This window comes from Kitasatospora sp. NPDC059648, from assembly GCF_042734825.1.
In the GTDB taxonomy this organism is placed as follows: Bacteria; Actinomycetota; Actinomycetes; order Streptomycetales; family Streptomycetaceae; genus Kitasatospora.
The window spans coordinates 17365-30741 of the sequence record NZ_JBHWDU010000019.1 but is presented as its reverse complement, the minus strand read 5'-3'; the positions used below and the strand labels follow the sequence as shown (position 1 = coordinate 30741).

Here is a 13377-nt window from a genome sequence, read left to right as displayed (position 1 = left end):
GGATGTACGGGGGCGGCACCCCCGGATGATGTCGATCAAGCGCCCACCTGGGAAGCTGGCGCCGTGTGGGGAACAGGGACGGACGGGATCACGGTGGCGGTGGCCGGCACGGCCTGCGCCGGCGCCGGCTGGCTGGGCGTCGCGCTGGTGCGGGCGCGCCGGCTGTACCGGGAGGCCATCGGCGAGCGCGGCTGGCTGCTGGAGCGCGAGCGGGAGAGCGCCGCGAGCGCCGCCGTGGACGCCGAACGGGCCCGGATCGCCTCCGAGTTGCACGACATCGTGAGCCACAACGTGAGCCTGATGGTGGTGCAGGCCGGGGCCGCGCGCGAGGTGCTGGCCACCATGCCGGAGGAGGCGGCGGCCGCGATGGGCGCGGTCGAGGCCGCCGGGCGGGACGCGATGACCGAACTGCGGCACCTGCTGGGCCTGCTGGCCCCGGCGGCGGACGGCAGCGAGGAGCCGGAGCCGGAGGGCTTCGCCCCCCAGCCGAGCCTGAGCCGGCTGGGCTCGCTGATCGACCGCTTCGCGTTCGCCGGGCTGCCGGTGGAGGTGCGGATCTCCGGGGAGCCGCGGCCGCTGCCCGGCGGCATCGACGTGACGGCGTACCGGATCGTCCAGGAGGCACTGACCAACGCGCTCAAGCACGGGGACGGGTTGACGGCGGAGGTGACGGTGCGGTACGCGGACCACTCCCTGCGGGTGGAGGTGCTGAACAGCGGCCCGAGCGTGCTCTCCGGGGAGCCCGCTCCCGGCGGCAAGCCGGAGGCGGACGGCGCCGGGCGCGGGCTGCTCGGCCTGCGCGAGCGGGTCGCGGTGTACGGCGGCGACTTCGACGCCCGGCGCCGGCTCGGCGGCGGCTACCGGGTGCGCGCCCGCATCCCGCTGGACCGGCCGTGATGGAGGGGATCGTGGAAGAGACCGAACGGCGCCGCCCCCGGGTGGTGATCGCCGACGACCAGGAGCTGGTCCGCACCGGCTTCCGGATGATCCTCACCGCCCGCGGCATCGACGTGGTCGCCGAGGCCTCGGACGGCGCCGAGGCGGTGGCCGCCGCCGTCCTGCACCGGCCCGACGTGGCCCTGCTGGACATCCGGATGCCGACCATGGACGGCCTGGAGGCCGCCCGCCGGATCCTGGCCCAGGTGCCCGACTGCCGGGTGATCATGCTGACCACCTTCGACCTGGACCACTACGTCTACACGGCGCTGTCCGCGGGGGCCAGCGGCTTCCTGCTCAAGGACGTCACCTCGGCCCACCTCGCCGCCGCCGTACGGCTGGTGGACACCGGCGACGCCCTGCTCGCCCCGTCGATCACCCGGCGGCTGGTCGAGCGCTTCGCGACCGGCGCCCCGCACCCGGCCGCCCGCGGCGCCGAATCGCCGCGGCTGCACCGGGACCTCGCCCCGCTCACCCCGCGCGAGGTGGAGGTGCTCGGACTGCTCGGACGCGGGCTCTCCAACACCGAGCTGGCGGTCGAGCTGACCCTCAGCGAGTCCACGGTGAAGACCCATGTGGCCCGGATCTTCGCCAAGTTGAACCTGCGGGACCGGGCCCAGGCGGTGGTGCTCGCCTACGAGACCGGCCTGGTCGCGCCGCGCGCGAACGGCTGACCGTCAACTTCACTACCCGCGCGTTGAATTCAGCTGACAATCAGCTATCTCACTCGTTAGGGGGAAGCACTCCCGGACTTAACATCTTTGCCAGTTCATGGGGCAGCATCTGCATGTCCGCGCCCGAACCCCCCGGATATCGGTTCGGGCGGCACCACCCCGCATGACGAAGACCATTGGACAGGCCCGTGACCACCACCGCCCCCGTGTGGGAGTGCCCCTTCCACCACACCGACGGCCTGGAGTTCGACCCCCTCCTCAAGCGGCTGCTGACGGAGGCGCCGATCGCCAGGATCCGGCTGCCGCACGGCGAGGGCGAGGCCTGGCTGGCCACCCGCTACGAAGACGTCAAGGTGGTCACCACCGACCGCCGGTTCAGCCGCGCCGCCGGCATCGGCCGCGACCTGCCCCGGATGACGCCCGCCACCATCGCCCAGGCCGAGTCGATCAACCTGATGGACCCGCCCGAGCACAACCGGCTGCGCCGCCTGGTCGCCCAGGGCTTCACCAACCGCCAGGTGGAGCGGATGCGCCCGGCCACCCAGCGGATCGTCGACGGCTACTTCGACGAGATGGAGGAGCACGGCGCCCCGGCCGACCTGGCGCGGTTCCTCTCCGCCCGGCTCCCGCTCACCACCATCTGCGAGGTGCTGGACATCCCCGAGCCGGACCGCGACCGGCTGCGCGGCTGGGCCGTCGCGATGATGCGGATGGGCCCGGGCAGCCGCGAGGGCCAGGAGGAGGCCAAGGCCGGGCTGCGCGCCTACTTCACCGCCCTCACCGCCGAACGCCGCGCCGACCCCGGCGAGGACCTCATCAGCGCGCTCGCCACCGCCCGCGACGGCGACGACCTGCTGGACGCCGACGAGCTCGCCGTCATGGCGATGGTCCTGCTGGTCACCGGCCATGACACCAGCACCTACCAGCTCGGCAACATCACCTACACCCTGCTCACCCACCCCGAACAGCTCGCCGGGCTGCGCGCCCGGCCGGAGAAGCTGCCGCAGGCCCTGGAGGAGCTGCTGCGCTTCATCCCGTTCCGCCAGGGTCCCGGGATCGCCCGGGTGGCCACCGAGGACGTCGAACTGGGCGGGGTGCTGATCCGGGCCGGCGAGGCCGTGCACGTCTCCTACCTGACCGCCAACCGCGACCCGGCGGTGTACGAGCGCCCCGACGAACTGGACCTCGACCGCGCCGCCGGGCCCGCCAACATGGCCTTCGGCCACGGCCAGCACCGCTGCCTCGGCTCGCACCTCGCGCTGATGGAACTCCAGGTCGCGATCGGCACCCTGCTGAGGCGCTTCCCCCGACTGCGGCTGGCCGTGGACCCGTCCGAACTCGACTGGAACTCCGGCTCGATCTGGCGCTTCCCGCGCACCCTGCCGGTCGCCTGGTAGCCCCTCCCCCTCGACACACCGTTCCCGCACCGGGGAGACCCACGCCATGGCCACACTCTGCCGCCCCGCGATCGCCGTACCCGAGCACGTCATCACCCTCGACGAGACCCTCGAACTGGCCCGCACCCTGCACGCCGGGCACCCCCACCTCGGTCTGGCCCTGCGGCTGATCGAGAACACCGGGGTGCGGACCCGGCACCTGGTCCAGCCGATCGAGCGGACCCTCACCCACCCGGGCCTCACCGTCCGCAACCAGGTGTACGAGCGGGAGGCCAAGCTCCGCGTCCCCGAGGTGGTCGAACGGGCTCTCCGCCATGCCGAGTTGGGCGCACCGGACATCGACCTGATCATCTACGTGTCGTGCACCGGCTTCATGATGCCGTCGATGACGGCCTGGCTGATCAACACCATGGGCTTCCGCTCCGACACCCGCCAGGTGCCGATCGCCCAGCTCGGCTGCGCGGCCGGCGGCGCCGCCGTCAACCGCGCCCATGACTTCTGCCGTGCCTACCCGAGCGCCAACGTACTCATCGCCGCCTGCGAGTTCTGCTCCCTCTGCTACCAGCCGACCGACCTCGAAGTCGGCTCGCTGCTCTCCAACGGCCTGTTCGGCGACGCCGTCGCCGCCGTGGTGATGCGCGGGCAGGGCGGCAGCGGGGTGCACATCGAGCGCAACGGCTCGCACCTCGTCCCGGACACCGAGAGCTGGATCTCGTACGGGGTCAAGGACACCGGCTTCCACTTCCAGCTGGACAAACGGGTGCCCGGCACCATGGAGATGCTCGCCCCCGCACTGCGCACCCTGGCCCGGCAGCACGGCTGGGACGCCTCCGGGCTGGGCTTCTACATCGTGCACGCCGGCGGCCCGCGCATCCTGGACGACCTCTGCCGGCTCCTCAACCTCCCGCCGGAGAAGTTCCGTTACAGCCGGGCCACCCTGACCGAGCGCGGCAACATCGCCAGCGCCGTCGTCTTCGACGCCCTCGCCCGGCTGTTCGCCGACGGCGGCGCCCCCGAGGGCACCCCGGGCCTGATCGCCGGCTTCGGACCGGGCATCACCGCCGAGACGGCCCTCGGCAGTTGGGTCGACGCCACCCCCGATCCGGTGCGCCGGCGCCCGCGCGCCATCGCCACCTCCGACGTCGCCCTCGCCCACCAGGGCGTCCCCCGTCGTCTCCCGGCCGGAACTACGATCAGCGAATGACCGACACCACGGACCGCACCGACCCCTCGGCCAGAGCCGCCGAACTCGCCGCCCTGTTCCCGGCGTTGCACGCGCCGCAGTACTGGGCCTGGGGGCGTTACGACGCCCGGTTCTCCACCGAGCTGCCGCCGGACGAGCTGGTCACCAACATCCACCTGGTCGGGTTCGCGGACGGCGACGTGGTGCTGTGCCGCGACGACCGGGACCACTGGTTCCTGCCCGGCGGCACCCGGGAGCGGGACGAGTCCGTCGCGGCCTGCCTGGAGCGCGAGCTGCGCGAGGAGGCGGGCGCCCGACTGCTCGGCGAGCCCGGCTGGCTGGGCGCGCACCGCTGCCACACCGAGGACGCGGTACCTTACCGGCCGTGGCAACCGCACCCGGACAAGGCCTGGCTGTGGGGCTGGGGCGAGGTCGAGCTGGACTCGACGCCGACCAACCCGGCGGACGGCGAGCAGGTGGTCGAGGTCCGGGCCGTCCCGGCCGCCGAGGCGCAACGGCTGCTGCTCACCGGGCACGACGCCTGGTGGGGCGAGCTGATCGGGCTGGCGGTGGAGCTGCGGCGGCGGGCCGGGCGGGGTGGGATTCCCCCGGTCCGCCGGAAGGCCACCTGAACGACTGAGCCCCGAGAGCGGTGTCCGTTTTGTGGTGGTAACACGGTAATCATGGACACAAAGCTACTGGCCGTGGACTACCCGGTCCTCAACATCTTCTGGACGATGCTGGAGCTGTTCCTCTGGATCCTCTGGTTCTTCCTGCTGTTCAAGATCATCTCGGACATCTTCCGTAGCCACGACCTGAGCGGCTGGGGCAAGGCCGGCTGGCTGATCCTGGTGATCTTCCTGCCGCTGATCGGCATCCTCGTGTACCTGATCGCCCGTGGCCAGAGCATGGGCATGCGGGACATCGAACAGGCCCAGCAGGCCGACGCGGCGGTCCGGGCCTACATCCGGGACGCGGCCGGAACGCCGGCCGCGGGCACTCCCGACGGCGGCGGCCGCAGCCACGTCGAGGACCTGGCGAGACTGGCGGACCTGCGGGACCGGGGCGCCATCTCCGACGAGGAGTACCAGAAGGCCAAGGACAAGCTGCTGGTGTGACCGGCCGTGTCCGTTGCCGACCGGCGGCCGCCGGTCAGCGCCGTCCGGAGCGGCGGTCCCCCGAACCGGCGGAGTCGCCGCCACCGGCCAGGCCGGCCCGGCGCAGCGCGTCCGCCATGGCGCTGTTCGCCGGGGCACCACCGCCGAAGCCGCCCCGGTCGGCACCGCCGCGCCGGTCCTGCCCGCCGCGACCGCCCTGGCCGCCGCCGCGCCGCTCCTGACGGGGCGGGCGGGCCTGCCGCTCGCCGCCACGCTCCCCGCCGCGGTCGCCGCGGTCGCGGCCGACCTCGTCGTCCAGCCGCAGGGTGAGCCCGATCCGCTTGCGCGGCACGTCCACCGTGACCACCCGGACCTTGACGATGTCGCCGGGCTTGACCACCTCGCGCGGGTCCTTGACGAAGTTCCGCGACAGCGCCGAGACGTGCACCAGTCCGTCCTGGTGGACGCCCACGTCGACGAAGGCGCCGAACGCGGCGACGTTGGTGACCACGCCCTCCAGCACCATGCCGACCTCCAGGTCGCCGATCTTGTCGACGCCCTCCTTGAAGACGGCGGTGCGGAAGGCCGGGCGCGGGTCCCGGCCCGGCTTGTCCAGCTCACCGAGGATGTCGGTGACGGTCGGGATGCCGAAGGTGTCGTCGGCGAAGTCGGCCGGGCGCAGCGCCCGCAGCCGCTCGCCGTTGCCGATCAGCTCGCGCAGCTCCCCGCCGGTCGAGGCGAGGATGCGGCGCACCACCGGGTAGGCCTCGGGGTGCACGCTGGAGGCGTCCAGCGGGTCCTCGCCGCCGGGGATGCGCAGGAAGCCGGCGCACTGCTCGAAGGCCTTGGGGCCGAGCCGGGAGACGTCCTTGAGCTGCTTGCGGGTGCGGAACGGGCCGTTGGCGTCGCGGTGGGCCACGATGTTGTCGGCCAGCGTCGCGGTGATGCCGGAGACCCGGGTGAGCAGCGGCGCCGAGGCGGTGTTGACGTCCACGCCGACGGCGTTGACGCAGTCCTCGACCACGGCGTCCAGCGAGCGGGAGAGCTTCACCTCGCTCAGATCGTGCTGGTACTGGCCGACGCCGATCGACTTGGGGTCGATCTTGACCAGCTCGGCCAGCGGGTCCTGGAGGCGGCGGGCGATCGAGACCGCGCCGCGGATCGACACGTCCAGGTCCGGCAGCTCCTGGGAGGCGAACGCGGAGGCCGAGTAGACCGAGGCGCCGGCCTCGCTGACCATCGCCTTGGTGAGCTTCAGCTCGGGGTGGCGCTTGAGCAGGTCCTCGGCGAGCTTGTCGGTCTCCCGGGAGGCGGTGCCGTTGCCGATCGCCACCAGGTCGACGTCGTGCTTCTTCGCCAGCGCGGCCAGAGTGGCCAGGGCGGCGTCCCACTTGTTGGCGGGCTGGTGCGGGTAGATGGTCTCGTACGCGACCACCTTGCCGGTGGCGTCCACCACGGCGATCTTCACGCCGGTGCGGAAGCCCGGGTCCAGGCCCATGGTGGCGCGGGTGCCGGCCGGGGCGGCGAGCAGCAGGTCGCGCAGGTTGGCGGCGAAGACGCGCACCGCCTCGTCCTCGGCCTCGGCGCGCAGCCGGGCGCGCAGGTCGATGCCGAGGCGCACCAGGATGCGGGTGCGCCAGGCCCAGCGGACGGTGTCGCCGAGCCACTTGTCGGCCGGGCGGCCGCGGTCGGCGATGCCGAAGCGGGCGGCGATGCGCTGCTCGTAGTCGTTCCCACCGGGCAGGTCGCCCTCGGACTCGCCGTCGTAGGGCGACAGTTCGAGGTCGAGCACCTCCTCCTTCTCGCCGCGCAGCATCGCCAGGATGCGGTGCGAGGGGAGCTTGGTGTACGGCTCGGCGAAGTCGAAGTAGTCGGCGAACTTGGCGCCGTCGCCCTCCTTGCCGTCCCGGACCTTCGCGACCAGGCGGCCGCGGGTCCACATCCGCTCGCGCAGCGAGCCGACCAGGTCGGCGTCCTCGCCGAAGCGCTCGACCAGGATCGCCCGGGCGCCCTCCAGGGCCGCCGCGCCGTCCGCCACCGACTCGTTGAGGTACTGGGCGGCGAGTGCGGCCGGGTCCTGGGTCGGGTCGGCGAGCAGGGTGTCGGCCAGAGGCTCCAGCCCGGCCTCGCGGGCGATCTGCGCCTTGGTGCGCCGCTTGGGCTTGAACGGGAGGTAGATGTCCTCCAGCCGGGCCTTGGAGTCGGCGGCCAGCACCTGGGCGCGCAGCGCGTCGTCCAGCTTGCCCTGGGACTCGATCGACTCCAGGACGGCCGCCCGCCGCTCCTCCAGCTCGCGCAGGTAGCGCAGCCGCTCCTCCAGGGTGCGCAGCTGGGCGTCGTCCAGCGAGCCGGTGACCTCCTTGCGGTAGCGGGCCACGAACGGCACGGTCGAGCCGCCGTCGAGCAGTTCGACCGCCGCCTTCACCTGCCCCTCGCGGACGCCCAGTTCCTCGGCGATCTTGCGCTCGATCGCCTGCTGGGCCTGCCGGGCCACCTGTTCGACTGGCGTGGTCACGAAGCCGGTCACCTTCTCCTTCAGTGCTTTCGCCGTACGCCCTGCATTCTGGCAGGTACGGGTGACGCCCACCGGCCGCACCCGGGGCGGCGGGCGTGGCGTGGTCTCCCCCGCCTCCGGGGCGGCACCACGGGGGTGCGGATCACCCTCGGGTGGCCGGCGGGTGACTGGCGGGTGGCAGTGCGGTGGCTCGCGCGGGTGGCAGCGCGGTGGCTCGCGACCGGACCCCGGCCGGACTCCTGCTGGTCGAAGTCGTGTGCGCAGTTCGCGAATCCGGCTGATCCCGGGCGATCAGCGCTGTACGCTGCCGGGCATGTGCGCTGCCGCCCGGATGCACCCCGATGAACCGGTCGTCGACGCGGCCCTGGTACGGCGGTTGATCTCCGCCCAGTTCCCGCAGTGGGTGGGCCTTCCGGTCACGCCCGTCGGGTCCGCCGGGACGGACAACGCGATGTTCCGGCTCGGGCCCGAACTCGCCGTCCGGCTGCCCCGGGTGGAGTGGGCCGCCGGGGACGTCCGCCGCGAGCACCAGTGGTTGCCCCGGCTGGCCCCGCAGTTGCCGCTGCCCGTCCCCGCCCCGCTGGCCGTCGGCCGCCCCGCCGCGAACTACCCGTGGGAGTGGTCGGTGGTGCGCTGGCTCGACGGCGTCAATCCGGCGGTCGGCGTGCTCGCCGCACCCGAGGCGCTGGCCCGCGACCTGGCCGGCTTCGTCAACGCCCTGCGCGCCGTCAACCCCGCAGGCGCCCCGGCCGGTCACCGCAGCGTGCCGCTCGCCTCCCGGGACGGCTCCACCCGCGCGGCGATCGCCCAGCTGTCCGGCACCATCGACACCGCGGCCGCAACCGCTCTCTGGGACAAGGCGCTTCGCCTCCCCGAGTACGCCGGCCCGCCGGTCTGGATGCACGGCGACCTCACCCCGGGCAACCTGCTGCTCAACAGATCCGGCCGGCTCGCCGCCGTCATCGACTTCGCCCTGATGGGCGTCGGCGACCCCACCGCCGACCTGATCGCCGCCTGGAACCTGCTCCCCGCCTCCGCCCGCCCCGCCTTCCGGGCGGCCCTGCGCGTCGACGACGCCACGTGGGCCCGCGGCCGGGCCTGGGCCTTCTCCATGGCGCTGGTGACGATCCCGTACTACCGCCACACCGACCCCGCACTGACCGCCAACGCCCGCCACGTCGTCCGCGAGGTGCTCGCCGACCGCAGCGTGTGAAGCCGTCAGGGCCCGACGATTGCCAGCAGGTGGCCCAGCAGCGGGCTCCGGTCCCCGGCGCGCCAGGCGAGGGCGGAGCGGGTGCGGTCGGCACCGGGCTCGATCGGGCGGAAGGCGACGCCCCGCAGCCGGACCCGGCGGATGCTCGCGGCCGCCCCCTCGCCTACCCGGTCAATAACCTTCCCAGGTCAAGCCCGCTGCTAGCCTGGGGAGCATGAGCGAGCGAATCGACAGAAGGTGCGCGTCCCGCTCATCGGCCGGCGAGCACAGCGAGGTGGGCGCATGAGTGGACTGCGTGAGCGCAAGAAGGAGCGGACCCGGCGGGCCATCTCCGAGGCGGCCATCACGCTCTTCCTGGAGCACGGATTCGACCAGGTCTCGGTGGCGGACGTCGCGGCCGCCGCCGAGGTCTCCAAGCCCACCCTGTTCAGCTACTTCGCCAGCAAGGAGGACCTGGTCGTCCACCGCTTCGCCGACCACCAGGAGCAGGCGGCGGACGTGGTCCGGGGCCGGGCCGAGGGCGAGACGGTGCTCGACGCGCTGCGCCGGGACTTCCTGGACGGCCTCACCCGGCACGACCCGGTCACCGGCCTCAACGACCACCCCCAGGTCCTTGCCTTCACCGCCCTCGTCCACGGCACCCCCAGCCTGGCCGCCCGGGTCGGCGCGTACGTGGCCCGCGCCGAACAGTCCCTCGCCGAGGCGCTGCGCGAGGCCCCCGGCCTCACCCCGCCCCACGAGCTCACCGCCCAACTGCTCGCCGCCCAGGTCACCGCCACCCAGCGCGTCCTCGCCCTGCACAACTGGCGCCGCATCCACGAGGGCGGCCGCACCGCCGACGACCTCCACCCCGAGGCCGCCGCCGAGGCCGACCGCGCCTTCGAGCTCCTCGCCCGGGGGTACACGCCCTGACGCCGCTGGCTAGAGTGCCGCACATGTCAACGCGTCACATCGAGTTCGAGGCCCTGCACAACTTCCGTGACCTGGGCGGTTATCCGGCCGCCGACGGACGGACCGTCCGGCGGGGCCTGCTCTACCGCTCCGACTCGCTCGGCAAGTCCTCCCCCGCCGACCTGGAGAAGCTCCGGGCCCTCGGCGTGCGGACCGTGATCGACCTGCGCTACGACTGGGAGATCGCCGCCAAGGGCCGGGTCCCCGACTTCGACGGGCTGGACTTCCACAACCTCTCGATCGAGCACCGCCCGTACGACCAGGCCTCGATCGACCCGGAGCTCGACCCCTGGCGCTACCTCGCCGACCGCTTCGCCGAGGTCGCCGAGGACGGCGTGAAGGAGATCCGCCGGACCCTGGAGGTGATCACCGACGCCGAGGCCCCGGTGGTCTTCCACTGCATGTCGGGCAAGGACCGCACCGGCCTGATCGCCGCCCTGGTGCTCACCCTGCTCGGCGTCTCCGAGGACGACATCGCCGCCGACTTCGCCCTCACCGAGCACGCCACCCCGCACCTCGTCGCCGACTGGCACGCCGCCCACCCGGGCCGGACCCTCCGCTGGCCGGGCTACGGCCGCGCCCCCGAAACCGTCATCCGCCTCGCCCTCGCCGACCTCGCCACCCGCTACGGCTCCGTCGAGGCCTACCTCACCGGCGCCGTCGCCCTCGACCCCGCCCGGATCGACGCCCTGCGGTCGCGGTTGCTCACGCGCCGGCCCGAGGACCTGCTCCACCCGGGGGCCTGAACAGCAGCGGCGCGTCCCTACCGGCGGCGCGGGCGGCCCGGGCGGCCGGTGCCCTGCGGGCGGGGGCCGCTGCGGGGCTTGCGGGCGGCAGCGGCAGCGGCAGCCGGGGCGGTTTCGGGCCAGTGGGTGGGGCGGGTGAGGCCGACCGGGAGGCGGGTGGTGGCGTCGCCGCGGGCGGCGTTGAGCTGGGCCTGGGTGAGGAAGAGGGCCGTGGTGAGGTCGGCGCCGGCCAGGTCGGCGTCGCGGAGGTCGGCGCCGATGAGGTCGGCGAGTCGCAGGTCGGCCCCGGAGAGGTCGGCGGCGACGAGGAGGGCGCCGCGCAGGTTGGCACCCTGGAGGTCGGCTCCGCGCAGCCGGGCGCCGAAGAGGTCGGCACCGCGGTGTTCGCGGCGGTGGGGGACGGCGGCCCGGACGAGTTCACCCGCGCGCAGCAGCAGCTCGCTGACCCGCCCGCGGTGGGCCGGGACGTCGACGGCGAGGATCTCCTCGGGGGTGCCGCCGGCCAGGCGGTCGGTCTCCTCCAGGGCCTGCCGCAGCTCGGCGTGGACGGGGGCGGCGGGGGCGAAGGTGAGCGCCTCGGTGAGGTACCAGAGCAGTTCGTGGAGCTGCCGCACGATCGGGAACACGTCGAACATCGGCTTGGCACTGTCGGGCTCCTCGCGCCAGCCGACCCCGCCGAAGGTGACCTGGGAGACCCGCTGCCCGGCGCCGAAGCAGTCGTAGACGGTGCAGCCCTGGAAGCCGCTGTCGCGCAGCCGGGCGTGGATGCCGCAGCTGAAGTCCGCCCGCAGGTTGCGGCACGGGCTGCCGGCGGCCTTGTTCACGGCGAAGTCGGTGCCCGCGGCGAAGGGCAGGGCGACGCAGCACAGGCCGAAGCAGCTGCCGCAGTCGGACTGGAGCGGGGTCGGCTCGGCCGCCTCGGGATCCTGCGGCGGCGCGGTCTCGCTCACGGTCCGGGTCCTCTCCACTGCTGGTCGCCTTGAACCGGAAATCCTACTGGGCAGGGCCACCCTCACGCCGGTAAGGTTCCAAATGCAGATGAGACCATTACTCGCGGGGGAAGAGCGCCATGCCGCAGTCGAACGTCACCGAGCTGGTCCGGATGTGGATCAGCGGCTGGGTCGCCTCCCGGGGCGCCGCCGATCCGGTGGAGCAGCCCTGGGGCTGGACCATCGACGTCGGCGCACCGACCGGGGAGGTGGGGCGGCACGTGCTGCCCGAGCCGACCGAGGCCGAGGTCCGCGAGCTCGCCGAGGCGACCACCGCGCCGGCCACCTGGCTGAAGCTGTTCGCCGAGGACGAGACCGTACGGCCCTGGCTGGGCCCGCAGTGGCGGCTGGACCAACCGGGCTTCCTGATGACCGTCCCGCTCAGCCCCGAGCCGCTCGCCGTACCGGCCGGCTACACCCTGACCACCTGGACCCGCGGCGGCGTCCTGCGCGCTCTGGTGCGCGACGAGGAGGGGCGCCTCGCCGCCCGCGGCCAGGCCGGCCTGGCCGGCGCGGTGGCCGTGCCGGACCAGATCGCCACCGCCCCCGACCACCGCCGCCGGGGCCTGGGCTCGGTGGTGATGCGGGCCCTGCAGTCCGGCGCGCACGAGGCGGGCGCCCGCACCGGGGTGCTGGTCGGCACGGCGGCCGGCCAGGCGCTCTACACCGCACTCGGCTGGACCACCCGCGCCCCGATGGCGAGCCTGGTCCTCGAAGCGGAGAGCTCCGAGCAGGGCCGGCTGGACCGGGGACGCCCTACGGGAAGGGCAGCAGCTCCGGGCGCTTCGGCGGGCGGCCGTCACCGGAGGAGCGGCCGGTGAGGCGGCGGCCGATCCACGGGCCGAGGTGGGCGCCCAGCCAGCGGGCGTCCGAGCGCAGCTTCTCGGCGCGGCCGGGCGGGGCGGCGGCGGGCAGCGGGGCGCGCCAGTCGGTGGCGGCGGGGCGGCCGAGCGCCTCCAGCACGCCCTCGGCGACCCGGCGGTGCCCCTCGGGCGACAGGTGCAGCCGGTCCTCGGCCCAGAGCCGGCGGTCGTCGAAGCAGGGCGCGGAGAAGAGGTCGACGACGGCGAAGCCGTCCTGCTGCCCGAGTTCCTGCACGAAGGCCTTCATCCGCAGGATGGCGGGCAGCAGCCGGGCGCTGCCGGTCAGCCGGCGGGTGGGGTCGGTGCTGGTGAACAGCACGACGGTGGCGCCGGTGGCGCGCAGCTCGGCGGCGCAGCGGCCGAGCAGCCGCTCGACCCGGTCGATGTCGCAGCCCGGGCGCAGCACGTCGTTGAAGCCGCCGGCCAGGGTGACGAGTTGGGCGCCCATCCCGATGGCGGTGGCGAGCTGTTCGTCGTGGATCTGGCCGATGAGCTTGCCGCGGACGGCCAGGTTGGCGTACCGGAAGTCCCCGCCGGCGCCGGCGTCGGCCGCCAGCGCGGAGGCGACCCGGTCCGCCCAGCCCCGGTAGTGGCCGTCGGGATGGAGGTCGTCGCACATGCCCTCGGTGAAGGAGTCCCCGACGGCGACGTAGCTGGCGTAGCTGCGGCTGGTGGTGGGCACGGGCGGCCTCCGCTCTCCTGAGATGGCTCCGCGACCCGACGATCGTACGTGTGCACTTACCAACCAGTGGCACGGGGGTCCGGCCGCTCATTCACCGTCCACCGGACGTTTATCGGTCCGCGCCATCCTGG

The 13377-nt window shown here is 73.8% G+C and carries 13 protein-coding genes; 10 read left to right on the top strand and 3 right to left on the bottom strand.

What is annotated here, in order from left to right; genetic code table 11:
* Nucleotides 1–63 precede the first annotated feature (63 nt).
* The 6 genes from ACFV1W_RS14550 (at nt 64) to ACFV1W_RS14525 (ending at nt 5308) form a co-directional block, all read left to right on the top strand.
* The gene (locus tag ACFV1W_RS14550) at nt 64–897 is read left to right on the top strand and encodes a sensor histidine kinase (protein WP_380416364.1); all 834 of its coding nucleotides are present in this window, start codon (nt 64–66) and stop codon (nt 895–897) included.
* Nucleotides 897–1610 carry a response regulator gene (locus ACFV1W_RS14545; protein ID WP_380416363.1) on the top strand — a complete coding sequence of 238 codons (714 nt, stop codon included), beginning with the start codon at nt 897–899 and terminating at the stop codon, nt 1608–1610. The genes ACFV1W_RS14550 and ACFV1W_RS14545 overlap by 1 nt, the downstream gene beginning before the upstream one ends.
* A gap of 188 nt (nt 1611–1798) precedes the next feature.
* Nucleotides 1799–3007 (top strand): cytochrome P450, encoded by a 1209-nt coding sequence (locus tag ACFV1W_RS14540; protein ID WP_380416361.1) that lies wholly within the window; start codon nt 1799–1801, stop codon nt 3005–3007.
* A 46-nt stretch (nt 3008–3053) separates the two neighbouring features.
* Complete coding sequence (locus tag ACFV1W_RS14535; protein WP_380416359.1) at nt 3054–4211, top strand: type III polyketide synthase; 1158 nt, start codon at nt 3054–3056, stop codon at nt 4209–4211.
* Entirely contained in the window at nt 4208–4822 is a 615-nt protein-coding gene (locus ACFV1W_RS14530) for an NUDIX hydrolase (RefSeq protein ID WP_380416358.1), read from the top strand. The genes ACFV1W_RS14535 and ACFV1W_RS14530 overlap by 4 nt, the downstream gene beginning before the upstream one ends.
* Nucleotides 4823–4873: 51 nt before the next feature.
* On the top strand, nt 4874–5308 hold the full coding sequence (locus ACFV1W_RS14525; protein WP_380416356.1) for an SHOCT domain-containing protein: 435 nt from the start codon (nt 4874–4876) through the stop codon (nt 5306–5308).
* A gap of 34 nt (nt 5309–5342) precedes the next feature.
* On the opposite strand, the gene ACFV1W_RS14520 is transcribed toward ACFV1W_RS14525, so the two are convergent.
* Entirely contained in the window at nt 5343–7802 is a 2460-nt protein-coding gene (locus ACFV1W_RS14520) for a Tex family protein (RefSeq protein WP_380416353.1), read from the bottom strand.
* Between the two features lie 313 nt (nt 7803–8115).
* Here ACFV1W_RS14520 and ACFV1W_RS14515 point away from each other — a divergent pair, with 313 nt between their 5' ends.
* From ACFV1W_RS14515 to ACFV1W_RS14505, 3 genes are all read left to right on the top strand, one after another.
* A complete protein-coding gene (locus ACFV1W_RS14515; RefSeq protein WP_380416351.1) occupies nt 8116–9015 on the top strand; it encodes an aminoglycoside phosphotransferase family protein in 900 nt (299 codons plus the stop codon).
* Nucleotides 9016–9297: 282 nt separating this feature from the next.
* Nucleotides 9298–9927 (top strand): TetR/AcrR family transcriptional regulator, encoded by a 630-nt coding sequence (locus ACFV1W_RS14510; protein ID WP_380416349.1) that lies wholly within the window; start codon nt 9298–9300, stop codon nt 9925–9927.
* A 23-nt stretch (nt 9928–9950) separates the two neighbouring features.
* Complete coding sequence (locus ACFV1W_RS14505; protein ID WP_380416347.1) at nt 9951–10712, top strand: tyrosine-protein phosphatase; 762 nt, start codon at nt 9951–9953, stop codon at nt 10710–10712.
* Nucleotides 10713–10729: 17 nt separating this feature from the next.
* Here the strand turns inward: ACFV1W_RS14505 and ACFV1W_RS14500 are convergent, their stop codons facing one another.
* Complete coding sequence (locus ACFV1W_RS14500; protein WP_380416345.1) at nt 10730–11662, bottom strand: pentapeptide repeat-containing protein; 933 nt, start codon at nt 11660–11662, stop codon at nt 10730–10732.
* Nucleotides 11663–11781: 119 nt separating this feature from the next.
* On the opposite strand from ACFV1W_RS14500, the gene ACFV1W_RS14495 reads away from it, so the two are divergent.
* Nucleotides 11782–12522 carry a GNAT family N-acetyltransferase gene (locus tag ACFV1W_RS14495; RefSeq protein ID WP_380416343.1) on the top strand — a complete coding sequence of 247 codons (741 nt, stop codon included), beginning with the start codon at nt 11782–11784 and terminating at the stop codon, nt 12520–12522.
* Here the strand turns inward: ACFV1W_RS14495 and ACFV1W_RS14490 are convergent.
* Entirely contained in the window at nt 12458–13246 is a 789-nt protein-coding gene (locus ACFV1W_RS14490) for an SGNH/GDSL hydrolase family protein (RefSeq protein ID WP_380416340.1), read from the bottom strand. The genes ACFV1W_RS14495 and ACFV1W_RS14490 overlap by 65 nt on opposite strands.
* Between the last annotated feature and the right edge of the window lie 131 nt (nt 13247–13377).